Annotated in this window: 16 protein-coding genes; 6 read left to right on the forward strand and 10 right to left on the reverse strand. The window is 59.4% G+C overall.

Annotation, left to right across the window (positions count from 1 at the left end):
* Positions 1 to 32: 32 nt before the first annotated feature.
* A complete protein-coding gene (gene aac(6'), locus ACZ5A6_RS09815; RefSeq protein ID WP_211415286.1) occupies positions 33 to 488 on the reverse strand; it encodes an aminoglycoside 6'-N-acetyltransferase in 456 nt (151 codons plus the stop codon).
* A complete protein-coding gene (gene bglA / locus ACZ5A6_RS09820) occupies positions 485 to 2,149 on the reverse strand; it encodes a beta-galactosidase BglA (RefSeq protein ID WP_174061025.1) in 1,665 nt (554 codons plus the stop codon). The genes aac(6') and bglA overlap by 4 nt, the downstream gene beginning before the upstream one ends.
* 155 nt (positions 2,150 to 2,304) lie before the next feature.
* Here bglA and ACZ5A6_RS09825 point away from each other — a divergent pair, with 155 nt between their 5' ends.
* Positions 2,305 to 3,225: a sugar kinase gene (locus ACZ5A6_RS09825; RefSeq protein WP_003513625.1), complete on the forward strand. Its 921-nt coding sequence runs from the start codon at positions 2,305 to 2,307 to the stop codon at positions 3,223 to 3,225.
* Between the two features lie 210 nt (positions 3,226 to 3,435).
* Positions 3,436 to 4,485, forward strand: a complete 1,050-nt coding sequence (locus ACZ5A6_RS09830) for a bifunctional monoglucosyl/glucuronosyl diacylglycerol synthase (RefSeq protein WP_013636642.1) — start codon at positions 3,436 to 3,438, stop codon at positions 4,483 to 4,485.
* A gap of 190 nt (positions 4,486 to 4,675) precedes the next feature.
* Here ACZ5A6_RS09830 and ACZ5A6_RS09835 read toward each other — a convergent pair whose 3' ends face one another.
* The 4 genes from ACZ5A6_RS09835 to ACZ5A6_RS09850 form a co-directional block, all read right to left on the reverse strand.
* Positions 4,676 to 5,284 carry a DUF2026 family protein gene (locus ACZ5A6_RS09835; protein ID WP_003513629.1) on the reverse strand — a complete coding sequence of 203 codons (609 nt, stop codon included), beginning with the start codon at positions 5,282 to 5,284 and terminating at the stop codon, positions 4,676 to 4,678.
* Positions 5,285 to 5,491: 207 nt separating this feature from the next.
* Positions 5,492 to 6,922, reverse strand: a complete 1,431-nt coding sequence (gene der, locus ACZ5A6_RS09840) for a ribosome biogenesis GTPase Der (protein WP_003513631.1) — start codon at positions 6,920 to 6,922, stop codon at positions 5,492 to 5,494.
* 33 nt (positions 6,923 to 6,955) lie between these two features.
* Complete coding sequence (locus tag ACZ5A6_RS09845; RefSeq protein ID WP_174061024.1) at positions 6,956 to 7,627, reverse strand: tetratricopeptide repeat protein; 672 nt, start codon at positions 7,625 to 7,627, stop codon at positions 6,956 to 6,958.
* A gap of 154 nt (positions 7,628 to 7,781) precedes the next feature.
* The gene (locus ACZ5A6_RS09850) at positions 7,782 to 8,366 is read right to left on the reverse strand and encodes an NnrU family protein (protein WP_065659129.1); all 585 of its coding nucleotides are present in this window, start codon (positions 8,364 to 8,366) and stop codon (positions 7,782 to 7,784) included.
* A gap of 151 nt (positions 8,367 to 8,517) precedes the next feature.
* Between ACZ5A6_RS09850 and ACZ5A6_RS09855 the strand changes: the two genes are divergently transcribed.
* Positions 8,518 to 9,501 (forward strand): polysaccharide deacetylase family protein, encoded by a 984-nt coding sequence (locus tag ACZ5A6_RS09855; protein ID WP_174061023.1) that lies wholly within the window; start codon positions 8,518 to 8,520, stop codon positions 9,499 to 9,501.
* A gap of 56 nt (positions 9,502 to 9,557) precedes the next feature.
* Here ACZ5A6_RS09855 and sbmA read toward each other — a convergent pair whose 3' ends face one another.
* The 4 genes from sbmA to ACZ5A6_RS09875 all read right to left on the reverse strand — a co-directional run bounded on the left by sbmA (position 9,558) and on the right by ACZ5A6_RS09875 (position 14,402).
* Positions 9,558 to 10,826, reverse strand: coding sequence for a peptide antibiotic transporter SbmA (sbmA, locus tag ACZ5A6_RS09860; RefSeq protein WP_464110919.1), 1,269 nt, complete (start codon positions 10,824 to 10,826; stop codon positions 9,558 to 9,560).
* Between the two features lie 192 nt (positions 10,827 to 11,018).
* The gene (locus ACZ5A6_RS09865; RefSeq protein ID WP_141193338.1) at positions 11,019 to 12,209 is read right to left on the reverse strand and encodes an MFS transporter; all 1,191 of its coding nucleotides are present in this window, start codon (positions 12,207 to 12,209) and stop codon (positions 11,019 to 11,021) included.
* Positions 12,210 to 12,533: 324 nt separating this feature from the next.
* Positions 12,534 to 13,286, reverse strand: a complete 753-nt coding sequence (gene map, locus ACZ5A6_RS09870) for a type I methionyl aminopeptidase (RefSeq protein ID WP_003513640.1) — start codon at positions 13,284 to 13,286, stop codon at positions 12,534 to 12,536.
* Between the two features lie 54 nt (positions 13,287 to 13,340).
* Positions 13,341 to 14,402 carry an LLM class flavin-dependent oxidoreductase gene (locus ACZ5A6_RS09875; protein WP_003513642.1) on the reverse strand — a complete coding sequence of 354 codons (1,062 nt, stop codon included), beginning with the start codon at positions 14,400 to 14,402 and terminating at the stop codon, positions 13,341 to 13,343.
* A 232-nt stretch (positions 14,403 to 14,634) separates the two neighbouring features.
* Here ACZ5A6_RS09875 and ACZ5A6_RS09880 point away from each other — a divergent pair, with 232 nt between their 5' ends.
* From ACZ5A6_RS09880 to xdhB, 3 genes are all read left to right on the forward strand, one after another.
* Positions 14,635 to 15,411, forward strand: coding sequence for a 3-hydroxybutyrate dehydrogenase (locus ACZ5A6_RS09880; protein ID WP_025594214.1), 777 nt, complete (start codon positions 14,635 to 14,637; stop codon positions 15,409 to 15,411).
* Between the two features lie 124 nt (positions 15,412 to 15,535).
* Positions 15,536 to 17,005 carry a xanthine dehydrogenase small subunit gene (xdhA, locus tag ACZ5A6_RS09885; protein WP_174061021.1) on the forward strand — a complete coding sequence of 490 codons (1,470 nt, stop codon included), beginning with the start codon at positions 15,536 to 15,538 and terminating at the stop codon, positions 17,003 to 17,005.
* 3 nt (positions 17,006 to 17,008) lie between these two features.
* A complete protein-coding gene (xdhB, locus tag ACZ5A6_RS09890; protein WP_013636653.1) occupies positions 17,009 to 19,348 on the forward strand; it encodes a xanthine dehydrogenase molybdopterin binding subunit in 2,340 nt (779 codons plus the stop codon).
* Positions 19,349 to 19,355: the final 7 nt, after the last annotated feature.

Genomic DNA, 19,355 nt, shown 5'->3' on the forward strand with positions numbered 1-19,355 from the left:
TGCTAAATCGGCTGACTTACAGCATCCACAAGTCATGAATGCGATGGCAGCAGCTTGCGGAAATAAACCACCCGTTCGGTCTCCTCAAACCCCAGCGCCGCGTGCATGCGGTGTGAATCGACATTGGCAATATCGGCATCGGAGGCAAGCTCGCTCACGCCCCGGCTGATCGCCCAGCGGGTGACCTCGCCGATCAATGCCGCAGCAACGCCCTGACCGCGGAATTCTTCGTCCACATAAACGCCTTCGAGAAACGCAACAGGCGAGGTATCGCATCCGTTGACATAATCACGCCGGAGGCTGACGTCGGCGAAACCGATGGCCATTCCGACCAGATCATAGGCAATGAAACCGGCGTCGTTGTCGGAGAGGTTCTGCAATTCAGCCCTATGTTCTGCAACAGAGGCATCGGGCCATAAACGGTGGCGCAAAAGGGACCAGTCGTCCAGAGATGCTGCGGCGTCCCTGATGGAAAATTGGAGGCTCAAGCGAGGACCCCGCAAAACACGTCCAACCCCTCCAGCTTCACGATCCCGGCGTCGAACAGCGGCTCAAAACCCGGCATGGGCAGGATATCCGTGACCTCCATACCCTTCGGGACAGGAAATTCCACCGCCTCACGGGTCAGGTTGAAAACGAACAGCAGTTTTTCGTCACCCTTGTGGCGCGTGAAGGCCAGCACATCGAGATTGGTCTTGATGAAGTCCATATCGCCGTCGCGCAATGCTCCATGGGTTTTGCGGAAGGACAAGACCGCGCGGTAGTGGTTAAGAACCGAGTCCGGCTTGCGCTCCTGCGCATCCGCCGCCTGCATGGCGTGGACATAGGGCACCGGCAGCCACGGCTTTTCCGCGCTTGAAAAACCCGCATTCGGCTTGCCGGTTTCCCACACCATCGGCGTGCGGCACCCGTCACGCCCCTTGAAGGCGGGCCAGAAGCGAATGCCGTAGGGGTCACGCAAATCCTCGAAGGCCAGTTCGGCCTCGGTCAGGCCCAGCTCCTCACCCTGATACAGACATATCGAGCCGCGCAGGCTGGCGAGAACGCAGATGGCGAGCTTCGCAACCCGCGTCTGCTCCTCGGAGCCTTCGGAAAACCGGCTCAGATGGCGCACCACATCGTGGTTGGAAAAAGCCCAGCACACCCAGCCATCCGTCACCACCTTGCCAAAGGTCTCGACCGAGCCCCGCAGGTGTTTTGCGCTGAAATCCGGGCCAAGCAGATCGAAGGTATAGCACATGTTGAGTTTGTCATTGCCGGATGTGTAGGCCGCGACCGTCTTCAGCGAGCGTGCGCCGTCCCCCACCTCGCCCACGGTGGCGCGGCCCTCATATTCATCGAGAAGCGCGCGGAAGCGCTGGAGGAAGGCCACGTTTTCCGGCCGCGTCTTGTCGTAGAGATGATCCTGCATGCCGTAAGGATTGACGTCGGACGCATCGAGGCCAAAGCTTTCGTCGTCCAAAAGCGGCGGGTTGTCGCGCAACAGCTTGTCGTGGAAATAGTGATTGACGGTATCGAGACGAAAACCGTCCACGCCGCGATCGAGCCAGAACCGTACGGTTTCCAGAAGCGCATCCAGAACATCCGGATTGTGAAAATTGAGATCCGGCTGCGAGGCGAGAAAGCTGTGCATGTAATATTGCTTGCGCACGCCATCCCATTCCCATGCCGGCCCGCCGAACACGGAAAGCCAGTTGGTGGGCGCCGTGCCATCCGGTTTGGGATTGGCCCAGACATACCAGTCCGCCTTGCTGTTGATGCGGCTTGCACGGCTGTCCACGAACCAGGGATGCTTATCGGATGTATGCGAAATCACCTGGTCGATGATGACTTTCAGCCCCAGCCGGTGCGCCTCGGCCATCAATGCATCGAAATCGGCAAGCGTGCCGAACATCGGATCGACATTGCAATAATCGGAAACGTCATAGCCCATATCGGCCATGGGGGAGGTGAAGAAAGGCGAGAGCCAGATGGCATCGACGCCGAGCGAGGCGATGTAGGACAGCCGCTTCGTCACCCCGGCAAGATCGCCGTAACCGTCCCCGGTCGTATCCTGAAAGGATCGCGGATATACCTGATAGATCACCGCCCCCTTCCACCAGTCCGATTGCGCTTGGGATTTGTGGACCGGGGCATGGGTTGTCGGCATGAGCGATCTCCTGATGAGGGTTGGTCCGAGAATATAAAGCAGCTGTCCCTGCGTAAACCGGAACTTCGCAAATGCCCAAAATCACCTCGAAGCGGGCTTGTCAGGCACCTCCTGTCGTCGTAATCCCGAAGGTAAAGTAAGTGGAGGATGACGGCGTGGGCGGACGGTTTCTGTCGATTGGCGAATGTATGGTGGAACTGTCGCAGGCCGGAAACGGGCTGCTGCGCAAGGGTTTTGCCGGTGATACCTTCAATACGGCATGGTATGCACGTGCCTGTCTGCCAGAAGACTGGTCCGTCGATTATTTCACGGCACTCGGCGACGATCCTCTTTCGCAGGACATGCTGGCCTTCATTGCAGATGCCGGTATCGGCACGGAAAAAATCCGCCGCATCAAGGGCGGCACACCCGGCCTTTACCTCATCAACCTCAAGGATGGTGAGCGCACCTTCAGCTATTGGCGCAACGCCGCCGCAGCAAGGCAACTCGCAGCAGATGCGGACCACCTGCGCAAGACGGTGGAAAGCGCCGACGTCATCTATTTTTCTGGCATCACGCTCGCCATTCTCGCTTCGCCCCACGATGTAGATACTTTCCTTGCGGAACTGCGCCGCGCCAAGGCAGCGGGCAAGCCCGTGGTCTTCGACCCGAACATCCGCCCGCGCCTCTGGTCCGACAAGGACACGATGCTGGAGACGATTACCAACGGCGCACGCGCCGCAACGCTGGTAATGCCGAGTTTCGATGACGAAGCCAGCCATTTTGGTGACACATCCGTCGAGGCCACAATCGAGCGTTACCGTGCGCTCGGCGTCGCCAACATCGTCGTCAAGGATGGCGCAAAGGGTGCGACACTCGATTTCAGCGGCGCACGCAGCCACGCTCCGGCGGTAGAAGCCGTGGATGTGGTGGATACGACAAGTGCAGGCGACAGTTTCAACGGCGCGTTTCTCGCCCGATATGTAACCGGCAGTTCGCCGCATGACGCCGCCGTCTTTGCCGCACGGGCAGCGGCAACCGTCATCGGCCATCACGGCGCGCTGATCAGCCCCGAGCTTCTTCCGCTGGTCGGATGATGCCAGACGGAACCGGCTTCCTGATACCTGTGCTTGTCACAGGGATGACCAAGAGAGCGCATTACGGACAAGAGCAAGCTTGTATGTGCAAAGGACACTTCTCTACCCTCATCCGCCCTGACATGATCCTGTAACACGCACGCCGCATATACGGGCGGAAGCCGGGTGGTGGGGAATCGCCCGTGCGCAGTCGAGCAGGATCGGTGTTTCATGACGAGAATCACGATTGTCACAGATGCCTGGCACCCGCAGGTCAACGGCGTGGTCCGTTCCATCGAAAATACCAATACGGAACTCGCGCGGCTGGGCGTGGATGTGCACATGGTGACACCGCAGAGTTTCTACAGCATCCCCTGCCCGACCTATCCGGAAATCCGCCTGTCAGTCGCCGGCTATCGCCGTGTCGCGGCGGAGATTGAAAAAAGCCAGCCCTCCTTCGTCCACATCGCCACCGAGGGTCCGCTGGGTTTCATGGCGCGGCGCTGGTGCGTGAAGAACAGGATGCGTTTTTCCACCAGCTATCACACCCGCTTTCCCGAATATGTCGCGGCGCGCTTCCCCATCCCGGAAAGCTGGCTTTACGCTTTCGTGCGCTGGTTTCACAATGGCGGCAACACCTGCATGGTGGCGACGCCAAGCCTCGAGACCGAGCTTGAGGCCCGCGGGGTTCGCAACTTGAAGCGCTGGAGCCGCGGCATCGATGCCGAACTGTTCCATCCACGTCCAAAAACGTCGCTGCCTTTCGATCTGCCGAGACCGATCTTCATGACGGTCGGTCGTGTGGCGGTGGAAAAGAACCTGCCTGAATTCCTCGACCTCGAGCTGCCCGGATCGAAGGTCGTGATCGGCGATGGCCCGGCCCGCCATGAATTGCAGGAAAAATATCCGGACGTGCTGTTTACCGGCATCAAGACCGGGGAAGAACTCGCGGCTGCCTATGCGCAGGCCGATGTCTTCGTTTTCCCGTCCAAGACCGACACATTCGGCAACACCATTCTGGAAGCGCTGGCGAGCGGTGTGCCGGTGGCCGCCTTCCCCGTTACCGGGCCGATCGACATTCTCGGCGGCAATCCCGGGGCAGGCGCGCTGAATGACAATCTTCGCGACGCGTGTCTTGCAGCGCTCCATTGTTCATCGCAGGAGGCCCTGGCGCTTTCCAAAAGCTACAGCTGGGAAAAGGCATCGCGGCAATTCCTCGACAACGTCATTCACGCCGCCGGAAAATCCCTGCCGCTTTTGTCCCGCTCACGACTTGCCTGACGTTGGGACACATTGATCCCCGACATTTTATCGGGGAACGGTGGACGAAACAAAGCAGGAGTGTCACAAGACGATCTGGACGCGACCGCCGTTATCTTTAGAACGGGGTCGGGCTGCTGATTGACGTCAGGCGGCTGCCGCGAGATCACGCTGGCCGTCCTAATTTCACAAAGACTTATCCCGTCTCAGATCACCACACGCCGACGAGCGCCTGGCCGGAAAGCGGCACCGTCCGCGCCTTGCCGTTCCGCTCCGTGACCGAAAGCGACGGGGACATCTGTTTCGGCGACTTGCGGAACCAGTTTGCGGCGACGCTTGCCAGATCGCCGATCATCGCCTGTTTGTGCCAGTCGGCAAAACGCCGCGCGGTGGCTTCCGGCTCGGAGCGGTAGAAGAAATCGCCGGAATGATCGAGATCGTTGATGGAAGCCGCCATGGCCGATAGCGGACGCTGAAACATCTTCGGGGGCACGGAAAGTTCGCGTGCGCTCTGCGAAAAAGCGGGCGCCATGAAATCGATCGCCCATCCGTCCGCTTCGACCCAGCAATGGAAATTATCGCCAGCGCCCGTTACGTAACCATCGTCACGATGGTCCGCAAAAAGCATGACCGTTCCACCAAGATTATAAGCGGCAAGCCCGCCCTTCGGCACAGCTTTCACCTTGTAATGCTGCTGAAGGATGAAGGCGCCGAAGGTGCTGAAATACATGCAGGCCGTAGCCGGGTCGGCATTGTCGTTGACGAGCAGGCTGTTGATGACGCGGTAAATCCGGTGATAGTCGGTCTGCTTGATCAACATGGTTTTTTACTCGCCAGTTTTATGATTATCGGAAGGCAACGGGAGAGACCGGTTCACCGTCGATCTCGATATTGGTGAGACCTCGGCCCCACGCGACGTCATCCTCGGGCTTGTCCCGAGGATCTACCTCCCAAGTCGCAAAATCGAAAGTTTGCAGATTCTCGGGATTAGCGCGAGAATAACGGAGGAGAGGTTTTCAGCAGCCGATTACCGCCTCTTCTTCGCCTTGCTCTCGAATGGATTGTCCGAGCCACGATAATGCACGCGGATCGGCACGCCCGGCATGTCGAAATCCTTGCGCAGACCGTTCACGAGGTAGCGCGTGTAGCTCTCCGGAATGGCTTCCGGTCGGGTGCAGGAAATCATGAAGGCTGGCGGGCGCGCCTTTACCTGCGTCATGTATTTCAGCTTGAGGCGGCGGCCGGAAACGGCCGGCGGCGGATGCTGCGTGGTCTGCGCATCGAGCCAGCGGTTAAGCTTGGCGGTCGAGATGCGGCGGTTCCAGATCTTGTCGGTATCGATGATGTTCTGCATCAACCGGTCAAGGCCATAGCCCGTCTGGCCGGACATCGGCACGGCGCGAATGCCGCGGGCCTGCGGCAGAAGCCGCTCGGTCTTTTCACGCAGATCGGCCAGAAAAGCCTGCGGATCTTCAACCAGATCCCATTTGTTGAAGGCAAGCACGGCGGCGCGGCCTTCGCGGATAACGAGATCGACCAGCTGCAGGTCCTGCTTTTCGAACGGAATGGTGCTGTCGAACACGATCACCACCGTTTCGGCGAAACGAATGGAGCGCAGGGAATCCGCGACCGAGAGCTTCTCCAGCTTCTCCGTCACCCTGGCCTTGCGGCGCATGCCGGCCGTGTCGAACATCTTGATGGTGCGGCCGCGCCAGTCCCACTCGACGGAAATACTGTCGCGGGTAATGCCCGCTTCCGGGCCGGTTAGCAGGCGGTCTTCACCAAGGAAACGGTTGATGAGGGTGGACTTGCCCGCATTCGGTCGGCCGATGATGGCGACACGCAGCGGCTTGGTCTCGTCATAAACAGGCTCTTCTTCTTCCTCTTCCTCGCTGCCGGGCTCAGTGCGCGGAAGAACGATATCGGTCTCCGCCTCATCCACTTCAGGCGGGAAGGCAACGTCTTCGCCGATCGCCTCGACGATGGCGTCGCGCAGGTCGATCATGCCCTGGCCATGTTCGGCCGAGATGGCGCACGGGTCGCCAAGACCAAGCGTAAAGGCATCGTAGAAGCCCGCATCGGAACCGCGCGCCTCGGACTTGTTGGCCACCAGAACCACCGGCTTGCCACGACGGCGCAGCATTTCGGCCAGCGTTTCATCGGCGGGCGTCAGGCCTGCCTTGGCGTCAACGACAAAAAGCGTCACATCGGCTTCGTCGATCGCCGCTTCGGTCTGCGCCCACATGCGGCCCTGAAGCGTCTCCGGCCCGGATTGCTCCAGACCAGCGGTATCGATGATGGTGAAACGAAGGTCGACAAGCTTCGCGTCGCCGGGGCGGCGGTCACGGGTCACGCCCGGCGTATCGTCGACAAGCGCCAGCTTCTTTCCGACCAGACGGTTGAAAAGCGTGGACTTGCCGACATTGGGGCGCCCGACTATGGCGACGGTGAAGCTCATTGATCGTTAATCCTTGGAGGTGGGAAAGCCGTGTTAGACAGCTTTGCCCGAAGCAGTGATATTGTCGAGCATGATCTGAGCGCGGTTCGTCACATTGCGTGGCGCCTGCGCGTCGCTGACGATCTGCTCGAACCATTGTTTGGCCTTGGCGAAATCGCCAGCCTTGTAGGCGGCAAGACCAAGGGCTTCGCGAGCCGATGCACGCATGGTCTGGTCTTCGCCGCTCAACGGCTCCGCAAGTGCAACGACCTGATCATACGTACCGTTGTCAACCAGCAGCCAAGCCGCGCGCACCTTCGCCGTATCGCGGAAGACCTGCGGGGCAGACGTGTCGTTGCCGATCGCGGTGAAGGCAGCAATGGCGCCAGCCGCGTCGCCCTTCTGCGAAAGCAGCGTCGCAGAACGGAACTTCGCCAGCACCGGATAATTGCCATGACCGGAGGTTTCAAGATCGGCAAAGGCTTTCAGCGCTTCGTCCGTCTTGTTGTCGGAAGCAAGCTTCAGCGCCGCAATGAACTGGTCGCCGGAGTTGGAAGCGCGGCTGGTGTTCCAGTATTCATAGATGCCGGCACCGGCGGCGCCCACAACCACGAGAACGGCGGCGCCAACGACCACGATACCGTAGCGGCCCCAGAAACGGGAAAGCTGCTCGGAACGGATCTGCTCGTTCACTTCGCGGATAAAGGTATCATTTTCGTTTGCCATCAAATTCTCCGTTACCCGCGCGGAGATCGTCGCCGATCCATCCGTTCGCGGACATACCAAGCCGCTTACCCGGGTCAGCAAAAGTCCGGCCGACGGGTCATGGTCGGCCTTCTAGCCTATTTTGCCTGATATGTAAGGGGGAAACGTTGATTTCCTACATGGCGATGGGCTGAACGCCGATCAACCATTCGTGCAGTTTCAGGATGAAAGCGCCCCAGAGAACGATGCCGCCGACGATGGCCACCAGATCGTAACGGCCGGAGACGAAGGGACGGACCACTTTTTCACCCGCTCTTTCCCGGCGCTTCAGCGAAATCCGCATCACCACACCCCAGGCGAGGAACGATGCAAAGAGAAGAATCGAAGAGGTCTCTCCATTCGCCAGAAGATGGGCGAGCGCCCAGATCTTGACCGCCAGAATGAGCGGATGTTTGGTTCTGGTTGCGATGTGGCCAGCCGGGATGAGGCTGGCGATAAGACAGATCATCGCGGGCAGCATCAGGGTCACGGCGAGGTGGCTCGTCCAGACCGGCGGGTTCCACAGAACGCCGGTTTCCTGTCGCGCCTCGCCAAACGCATAGATGACGAGACCGAGCGTTACGAGGCTTGCGAGAGAATAGACGCCCTTGAACGGTCCTTCTCCCATCTTCGCGATCATCTGCGCGCGAAATTGCGGCGCAAACACCTTCAAAAGATGCGTCAAGAAAAACAAGGCAAGACAGAGTACGAGAAAAAGCATGGAACACGGTCCCCCGGTGGAACGGAATGCGGCCTCATTACCGCGACGCAGAAAAGGAATTAGGCTGAAAGACGTAAAAAAGCCAGTTTATTCAAAGCTTCGCCTTATTCCACACGCAAAAGGCAGCGGTGTTTCACATGACGGATGCCTGATGTTTCGCCCATTGACTGCTTTTTCCCTGTCGCTCTGCCTTGCCCTTCCCGCTTTTGCCGAAAATGCGGAGAAGCCGAAGCAGCTCGTCATCGTTTCTTTCGACGGTGCGGGCGACAATTCGCTGTGGGAAAGAAGTCGTGCGACGGCGAAGGAGGTCGGCGCGCATTTCACCTATTTCCTTGCCTGCACGCTGGTGATGGACCGCAAGACCAGCGCCAAGACCTATCAGGGCCCCGGCCAGAAGGCCGGGCGCTCCAATGTCGGCTTTGGCCAGTCGCCGGAAGAGGTGGAGACGCGGCTGCGCAACATCTGGTCGGCCTATCGCGAAGGCCACGAAATCGGCAATCACACCTGCGGGCACTTCGATGGCGGCCAATGGACCGCCGAGCAATGGGACGGCGAGTTCACCACCTTCACCAGCACGCTGGAAAATGCCTGGCAGATGATTGGCAAGAAGGGTGAGGAACCCGAAGGCTGGCGCGACATGGTGAAAAACATCGACGGTTTCCGCGCGCCCTATCTTTCGCAGGGGCCGGCGCTGACCGCGGCTCAGAAGAAACACGGCTTCGTTTATGACGCCACCAGCATCACCAAGGGACCGGAATGGCCGGTGGAGCGCGACGGCATCGAACATTTCGGTCTGCCGCTGGTTCCGGAAGGCCCCGGCAATCGCCCGATCATCGCCATGGACTACAACCTCTTCATCCGCCACTCCATCGGCGTCGAGACGCCGGACCGCGCGCAGGAATTCGAGGACCGCGCCTATGCGGCGTTCCGCACCGCTTTCGACAAGCAGTATAATGGCGAACGCATCCCTCTGCAGATGGGCTTCCATTTCGTGAAGATGAATGGCGGCGCCTATTGGAACGCCTATGAGCGGCTGCTGCGCGAAGTCTGCCGCAGGGACGATGTCGCCTGCGTGAGTTACGCCGAGGCCATGCCGATCATCAAGGCGCGCAGGAAGCAGAAGACAGAGGGCTAAGGTCCCCCTGGTATAATGCAAAAGGGCGGCCAGTCGGCCGCCCTTTTTGTTTTCCGTCAGGGCTTGTTGGCCGCCAGCTCTCCGGCTTCCGCTTCCCGCTGAAGATAACGCTCGTCGATTTCAGGCAGTGGCTTGTCATCGATCGCGGCCTCGAAAGCCACAAGACGTTTGTGGATGGACAGCAGCTCGATGATCGTGGTCCAGGAATTGACCAGATACTGGAACGAATTACTGACCTGACCGAAGGCCGTGGCGATCTGCTGGTAGATACCATAGGTGATCTTGCCCGCCACGATGGTAGGAACAAGCATCAGGAGCAAGAACACGGCATCGGCCTGAATGTAGAAATACCGCGCGACGTTGAAGTAGAGGTAGTGCCAATACATGCGGAAATAGTTTTTCCGCACATTGGAGTAAAGCTCCTTGACAGTCGGCGGCTGGGCGCGGTCGGCGTGATCCTCACCGTAGACCAGTTCCTTGCGATAGGCCGCTTCCACACGCTGGTTGCGGAAATTCAGGCCGGGCAGCTTGATGCCGACCGTCGCCAGAAGCACGGTGCCGAACACGGACCAGACAATCGCCAGCCAGAACAGCGCGTGCGGCACTTCGCCAAGGATCGGCAATTCGGAGACGTAGGACGACAGCGCAAACAGGATCGGCAGAAACACAACAAGCGTCATGACCGAATTGATCAGGGTAATACCCAACCCCTCCAGCGTGGAGGAGAACCGCATCGTATCTTCCTGAACGCGCTGCGAGGCACCTTCGATGTGGCGCAGCTTTTCCCATTTTGACATGTAGAAGTCGTTCATCGCGGTGCGCCAGCGGAAGATATAATGGCTGGTGAAGAAATCCGTGAGGATCGACACAGCCATGCTGAGAAAGGCGATCTTGGCGAAGACAATCTGAAGACTGTAAAAATCCCAGACTTCGATACCCGGCTGTTTTGACAGCGCATTTTGCAGGAGATCGCCGAAAGGCCGCCGGAAATTGTTGATGACGACGGAAATCTGAACGCCGAAATAGGTCACCGCGATAATCAGCAGCGATCCCCATATGGACCAGAACCTCCAGGGGTGATCCTTGGCGAGAACGGTCCAGACAGCCCCGAACAACACCAGGCACAATGCCAGATAGGCGTAGAAGAACAGATTGGCGGGAACCAGAAAATAGCTGAGATCGTAAGGTTCTTGCTCGGGCATCACGTAGCCCCAAGACCTGCCTAGCCCTTCAACGATGAAGTACCATCCAAGAATGGCGACAAAAGCCCAGACGATGGCGGAGGTGAAGAACAATTTCGGTTTGGGAAAGAAAGAATGAAACACGTTTCGAACTCACGCGCGTTTGAAGTCAGCCATTATTGGCGAAGCACTAGATGGCCCGAACCTAGGGCAGAAATTTGTGCACAGCAACGAAGAAGCGACGACCTTAACAAGATGTAAGGCGCAAACGGCGGATCGATCCCGCAAGGAACCCCTGAAATCGCCCCTTGTGAGGCGCAATATGCCCGGGCGGATTTAGCGCCGCCGCTCCGTGGCGAGAACCGGCAGCATCAGGAGAATGCTGGCGACAAGCACGCCAGAGGCGAGAATACTTGGTGCAGTAAAACTTCCCGTCACCTCGGCAATCCAGCCGGCGGCGAGTGGTCCGACGATCTGTCCGGTACCGAAGGCTGCCGTCATCAGGGCAAAGGCGCGGCGTGGGCTTGGGCCTGCGAATTCCCGGCCGAGCTGAAGGCCATAGGCGGTGATGACCATGAAGGTCAGCCCCAGAAGCAGACCGCCGGCAAGCACGCCCGGAACGGGTGGCAGCATGACGGAAGCGAAGACGCCGACGGCTTCCACAGCAAGAACGATCACGAAAGCGCGCTTCAGCCCTTGCGATTTCAAGACCGGCTTCCAGAGGAAAAGCGAAATGGCGGCGGCACATCCCGTCACGAACCAAGCCAGAAATTCCACGAAAGCGCCAGCAGCAGCCATGCGGGCAATCGCAACAATGAAGGTGGCGGTGATGACGTAACCGAAGCCGAACAGCCCATAGGCGAGCGTCGTCAGAAAGAGCGGCTTCGTCCATTTGAGCGGCGGCTCCGACAGCGCAGAGGCATGCCGGGGTGGCCCGGCGGGCAGCACCCGCCAGACGAGAAGAAACGTAGCGAAGGAAAAGACGGCACCGGCAATCCACTCCTCCCGCCAGGAGGCACCGCCGCCATCAAAAACGACGCCGATGAGATAGACCACAAGCGAGGAAATCGCGATGCCGGCACCGACGCCGCCATAATGCAGCGCCTGAATATGGTCCTTGCCGGCTTTCATAGCGTGGCCGATGACGATCTGCGACGTGAAGATCATGGTCATCGCACTAGCAACGCCGGCGAAAAACCGGATCAGGGTGAAGGCCGCAACGGAGTTGAAGGCGGCCATGGCAAGCAGCAAGGCGCCCGTGGAAACCAAGCCGCAAAGGGCGACCAGCCGTTCCCGTCCCGAGCCCCATGAATAGGCGGCGAGAACCGCCCCCGCGAGATAACCGGCGAAATTTCCAGCCGCAACAATCCCCGCATCCCCCGCCGATAGCGGAACATCAGCCATCATGCCGGGAAGAATGGGGGTAAAGGAAAAACGGCCGAAGCCCATGGCGGACGCCATCATCAAGGCGCCGGCGAAACCGAGTGCAGTCAGATGTTTGGGGGAAAGTGGCTTGTCGATGCTCATGTACGGCTTATCGCAACCGCACTGTCACGGAACAAGCGAGTTATTTTGATCGGCAGCATAAGCCGTCTTTGTTGGTACGAGATGCAAGGACCTTGTTGCCTGCGCATCCTTATCCACCCTCATTCCTGTGCTTGTCACAGGAATCCAGCCGACGCGCGTCCGCGCGGCGAGAGAAGTCCTTTCAGCCCAAGGACTTGGGCTGGCTGGATCCCTGTGACAGGCACAGGGATGAGGGAGGAGAAAGGTCAACGAATGCGGCAAACGTCGTAATTGGCGCACTCAGCTACGAAACTTGGTGTCTTGTAAAGTGGCGGTCTTCACCCCTCACTCAACCAGCGTCAGCACCAGCGGGCCGTTCTTCGTAGCAACCACGGTATGTTCATACTGCACGGTCGGCGCGCTCGGATCGCTATAGAGCGTCCACGGATCGTCGTCGCCATCTTCGGCCCAATAGGCACCCGTCGACAGGAAGGGCTCAACGGTGAAGACCATGCCCTCCTGCATGATGCGCCGCTCACCCTTGTCCGGCCAGGTCGCCAGTTCCTTCGGCTCCTCATGCAGGGAGCGGCCGATGCCGTGGCTCGCCAGATTGGTGATTAGCGTGTAGCGGTTCTTTTTTGCAAAGGAGCCGATGGCATTGCCGATATCGGCAAAGGGCCGACCGGTTTTCACCTGCTGCAAGCCCGTCCACATGGCGCGCTTGCCATCGCGGCACAGCCGCTCGATCTCCTTTTTCACCGGCGGCACGGCGAAAGACGAACCCGTATCACCGAAGAAACCGCTCTTCACCGCCGAGACATCGATATTGACGAGATCGCCCGCCTTGATGATGCGCGGGCCAGGAATGCCATGCGCAACCTCTTCGTTGACGCTGATGCAGGTCGCGCCGGGAAACTGGTAGCAGAACTCCGGCGCCGATTGCGCGTCGTTATCCTCCAGTACCTTTCGGCCGATCGCATCCAGTTCGGCCGTGGTGATACCGGGTTCCAGCGCATCCGCCATGGTCTGCATGGCCACGGCGCAGATGCGACCGATATCCTTTAGCAAAACCAGTTCTTCGTCGGTGGAGATGACCATATTTCTGTCCGTCGTTCTAAATGGCGGGTCTGAAGACGCCCGCCTTGGTAATAATCAGGCCGTGGCTTTCACCGGATCGGCACTCCCCGTCAATTCTTTTCTGACAACAGGCGCGACTTTCGTACCATAAAGCTCGATGCCGCGCATGATCTGGTCATGCGGCATCAGGCCGATTGCCATCTGCAACAGGAAACGGTCGTTCTTGAAAACGCCATGCGCCTTGATGATCTTTTCCGCCACCAGCTCAGGTTCTCCAAGGAAGAGGTTGCCCTCCGGCCCACGCGCCGCATCGAAATGCGCGCGGTTTGTCGGACCCCAACCGCGCTCGCGGCCGATGCGATTCATCACCTCTGCCTGCGGTCCGTAAAACTGGTCCGCCGCCTTGTCGGTGGTGTCGGCAATGAAGCCGTGCACGTTGATGCTGGTGCGCAGCCTGGTCTTTTCCTGCCCCGCCCGGCGTGCAGCTTCGTGATAGAGATCGAACAGCGGCGCGAAGCGGCGATATTCGCCGCCGATGATGGCAAGCGCCACCGGCAGCCCCATGGCGCCGGCCCGCGCCACCGATTGCGGCGTGCCGCCAACCGCGATCCAGACCGGCAGACGCTCCTGAAGAGGACGCGGATAGACCCCGCGCCCATTGATGGCCGGATGTTTGGTGCCGGACCAGGTGACGATTTCGTTCTCGCGCAGCGCCAGGAGCAGGTCGAGCTTTTCCGCAAACAGCACGTCATAGTCTTCGAGGTCGTAACCGAACAGGGGGTAAGATTCGATGAAGGAACCGCGCCCGGCCATGATTTCGGCACGGCCGTTCGACAGGAGATCGACGGTGGAGAATTGCTGGAAGACCCGGACCGGATCATCCGAACTCAGAACCGAGACAGCGCTCGTCAGGCGGATATTCTTCGTCTTCACCGCCGCCGCCGCAAGCACGGTGGAGGGTGAGGACGCGACATAGTCCGGGCGGTGATGTTCACCCAGCCCAAACACATCCAGTCCGACCTGATCGGCAAGCTCGATTTCCTCAAGCAGTTCGCGCAGCCGGCGCGCACCTTCCGGCCCACGGCCATCGGCAGGGTTGGGATTAACATCCGCAAAAGTGTAAAGACCGAGTTCCATAGACGATACCTCTGTTTGATTGTCTGAGAGATAGGCACGGACGGCCCTTCAGACAAATGCAAAATCTGGCGTAAAATCTGGATGCTTAGCATCGAAAAAGTGGATGGACGCCGGCGCATTATGCCCCATGCTGGCCTCCCCCGAAATCGCGCCCGAAATCGCGATTGCCAGCCCGCCCCCTTTGGGCATAACCTGCTTAAATATGTGCGAAGTAATGCAAAAAGGGGAAAGCATGCATCGGACAGTTATCGTGACAGGCTCCACAAGTGGCATCGGCCTTGGCATCGCACAGAGATTTGCGAGGGAGGGCGCGAATATCGTGCTGAATGGCTTCGGCGACGAAGACGAAATTGAAAAACTCCGCCTCTTGCTAGAAGCCGAAAGTGGCGGGCGTGTGCTCTACCACCCGGCAGATATGACGAAACCGGACGAGATTGCCGATCTCATCAATTCCGCGCATGAAAAGCTTGGTTCGGTCGATGTGCTCGTCAACAATGCCGGCATTCAGCACATCGCTCCGATCGAGGAGTTTCCGACGGAAAAGTGGGACTGGATCATCGCCATCAATCTGACCAGTTCCTTCCATACGATGCGCGTTGCGATACCGCTGATGAAGAAGGCCGGCAAAGGCCGTATCATCAACATTGCCTCTGCCCACGGTCTCGTCGCCTCGCCGTTCAAATCGGCCTATGTGGCAGCCAAGCACGGCATCATGGGCCTGACGAAGACGGCGGCGCTCGAGCTTGCGCAGACGGGCGTCACCGTCAACGCCATCTGTCCCGGTTATGTGCTGACGCCGCTCGTCGAAAAGCAGATACCGGAAATGGCCAAGGTGCGCGGCATCAGCGAAGAGGCGGTGAAGAACGACGTGATGCTGGAATTGCAGGCGACAAAGCAATTCGTCACCATCGATGACGTGGCGGCAGCGGCGCTGTTTCTGGCAAGCGATGCCGCCAGCAACATTACCGGCACGCATATTTCCGTCGATGGCGGCTGGACAGCGCAATAATCGATGACATCTCTTTCCGTTTTGGAAACAATGAATTGCCAAAACGGAAATCGATATGCGCGCGCGGGCGTGCATAGATAGCAGATTGGGAACCGGCTCAACCGGACAAAAAGCAAGGCAGTGCATGAACGACGCGATCAGCTTCATCCTCAACAGCGAAACCATTTCGCTTAAGGGTTTCGGACCAACAGACACGCTTCTCGATTATCTCCGCCTTCAAAGACGGCTGACCGGGACGAAAGAAGGCTGTGCTGAAGGTGACTGCGGCGCCTGCACGGTGTTGGTCGGGCGGCTTGTTGATGGCTCGCTGCGTTATGAAGGCGTCAATGCCTGCATCCGCTTTTTGGGCTCGCTGCATGCAACCCATATCGTGACGGTGGAGCATCTGGCCGGCCGCGATGGCACGCTTCACCCCGTGCAGCAGGCAATGGTAGATTTCCACGGTTCCCAATGCGGTTTCTGCACGCCGGGCTTCATCATGTCGCTCTACGGCCTGTGGCTTGCCAGCGAAAACCCGTCCCGCGCCGATATTGAAAAGGCGCTGCAAGGCAATCTCTGTCGATGCACGGGTTACGAGCCGATTGTGCGGGCTGCCGAAAAGATTGCAGCCGCCCGCCCGAGTGCGCTGTTCGACCCGCTGCAACGGGACCGCACCGATATCATGGCAAGGCTCTGGGCGATCCGCGCCAATGAAACCATTACGGTTACCCGCGGCGAGGATCGGACCATCATCCCGGCAACGCTTGCTGAATTGACCGATATCTATGCCGCCGAGCCGAAGGCTACCATCGTTGCCGGTTCCACTGATGTCGGCCTGTGGGTGACAAAGCAGATGCGGGCGCTTAATCCTGTCATCTTCATCAACAACCTCGGCGATCTGCAGGGTATTACCGTGGATGAGAACGGCGTGACGCTCGGTGCCGGTGTCACCTACAGCCAGGCCTTCAAGACCATTGCAGAACATTTCCCGCCGCTTGCCCGGCTGTTCGATCGTCTTGGCGGCGAACAGGTGCGCAATATGGGAACCATCGGCGGCAACATCGCCAACGGTTCGCCCATCGGCGACACGCCCCCGGCCCTGATCGCGCTCGGCGCCACGCTCACCTTGCGCTCGTCTTCCGGCAGCCGCACCTTGCCGCTGGAAAGCTACTTCATCGATTATGGCAAGCAGGACCGGCTGAGCGGCGAATTCGTCGAAAAGCTCTTTATTCCGTTCCAGACGCCGGGAAGTCACTACGCCGTCTACAAGATTTCCAAGCGCCGGGACGAGGATATCTCCGCGCTCTGCGCCGCCTTCAATCTGACGCTCGATGCCGATGGCGCAGTCGAAAACATCCGCATCGCCTTCGGCGGCATGGCCGGCACGCCGAAACGCGCTGCACATCTGGAGGCAGCGCTTCTCGGTAAGGCGTGGTCGCAGGATACCATCGACGCGGCGCGCGATGTGCTGGACGAGGATTTCACACCGCTGACCGACTGGCGCGCGACCGCCGAATATCGGCAACTCACAGCCAAGAATTTGCTGACACGGTTTTTCCTCGAGACATCAGGGGAAAAGCAGGAACTTGCCCGCTTCTCGCTGGAGGAGGGTTGAACCATGGACACGACAAGCTTCGATAAGACCAAGACCGAAATCGACGGCCCTGTACACGCCTCGCTCAGGCACGATTCTGCCCATAAACATGTGACGGGCAGCGCCGAATATATCGACGATATTCCCGAACCCGCCGGCCTCGTTCACGGTGCGCTTGGCCTTTCCGACCGGGCCCATGCCGAAATCGTCTCGATGGACCTTTCGGAAGTGGAAGCTGCGCCGGGCGTGTTATGGGTGATGACAGGCAAAGACGTGCCCGGCGAAAACGACGTCTCCTCCGGCGGGCGTCATGACGAGCCGCTGCTGGCCGAAACGAAGGTTGAATTTCACGGCCAGCCGATCTTCGCGGTCTTCGCTGAAAGCCGCGATATTGCCCGCAAGGCCGCCCGCAAGGCGAAAATCGTCTACAAGGACCTGCCGCATTTCACCGATATCGACACGGCGATTGAAAATGGCGGCGCGCTCGTCATCGATCCGATGACGCTGAAGCGTGGCGATGCGAAGCTCGAAATGGACGTGGCACCCCGCCGCCTGACCGGCACGATGCGGATCGGCGGGCAGGAGCATTTTTATCTTGAAAGCCACATCGCCATGGCCGTGCCGGGCGAGGACGATGAGGTGACGCTGTGGAGCTCCACCCAGCATCCGAGCGAAATCCAACACATTGTCAGCCACATCCTTCAGGTGCCATCCAATGCCGTCACGGTGCAGGTGCGGCGCATGGGCGGCGGTTTCGGCGGCAAGGAAACCCAGGGAAACCAGTTCGCAGCCCTTTGCGCCATTGCCGCCAAGAAGCTGAACCGGGCCGTGAAAATTCGCCCCGACCGCGACGAGGACATGACCGCCACCGGCAAACGCCACGATTTCCGCGTTGATTACGAGCTCGGCTTTGATGAGGAAGGCCGCATCCACGCCGTTGACGCCACCTATGCCGCCCGCTGCGGTTTTTCCTCTGACCTTTCCGGCCCGGTCACCGACCGCGCGCTGTTTCACGCCGATTCCAGCTATTTCTATCCGCATGTGCATCTGACCTCCCGGCCGCTCAAAACCCATACCGTCTCCAACACCGCCTTTCGCGGTTTCGGCGGCCCGCAGGGCATGCTCGGGGCGGAGCGTTTCATCGAGGAAATCGCCTATGCTGTCGGCAAGGACCCACTCGATGTCCGCAAGCTCAATTTCTATGGCGAGACCGGTTCCGGCCGCACCACGACGCCCTATCATCAGGAGGTCGAGGACAACATCATCGCCCGCGTCGTCGAGGAACTGGAAGCATCCAGCGAATACCGCGCGCGCAGGCAGGCAATTGTCGAGTTCAACAAGACCAGCCCGATCATCCGCAAGGGCATTGCGCTCACCCCGGTAAAATTCGGCATCTCCTTCACCATGACCGCCTTCAATCAGGCGGGCGCGCTGGTGCATATCTATAATGACGGTTCGATCCACCTGAACCATGGCGGCACCGAAATGGGCCAGGGCCTCTACACCAAGGTGGCGCAGGTGGTGGCCGATGCCTTCCAGGTGGATATTGGCCGGGTGAAAATCACCGCCACGACCACGGGCAAGGTGCCCAATACGTCGGCCACGGCCGCCTCGTCCGGTACGGACCTCAATGGCATGGCGGCCTATGACGCTGCCCGCCAGATCCGTGAAAGGCTTATCAAATTCGCTGCCGAGAACTGGAACGTGCCGGAAGAAGAGGTTGTCTTCCTGCCAAACCGGGTGCGCATCGGGCTTGAGGAAATTGCCTTCAACGATTTCATCAAACGAGCCTATTTCGCCCGCGTCCAGCTTTCCGCCGCCGGTTTTTACAAGACGCCGAAAATCCATTGGGATCGCGCCGCAGGCCGCGGCACGCCGTTTTATTATTTCGCCTATGGCGCGGCCTGTTCGGAAGTGTCGATCGATACACTGACCGGCGAATACATGATGGACCGCACCGATATTCTCCACGATGTCGGCAAGTCGCTAAACCCGGCCATCGATATCGGCCAGGTGGAAGGCGCCTTCGTGCAGGGCATGGGCTGGCTGACGACGGAGGAATTATGGTGGGACGGCAAGGGGCGGCTGCGCACCCACGCTCCCTCCACCTACAAGATCCCGCTTGCCTCCGACCGGCCGAAGATTTTCAACGTTCAACTGGCGGAATGGTCGGAAAACGCCGAGCCCACCATCGGCCGCTCCAAGGCCGTGGGCGAACCGCCTTTCATGCTGGCGATCTCGGTTCTCGAAGCACTCTCCATGGCCGTCGCGTCCATCGCCGACTACAAGGTCTGCCCACGCCTCGATGCGCCGGCAACGCCCGAGCGGGTGCTGATGGCGGTGGAACGGTTGAAGAAGGTGTGAGGGGAGA

The sequence above is a fragment of the Agrobacterium sp. 6Ca8 genome (assembly GCF_055382765.1).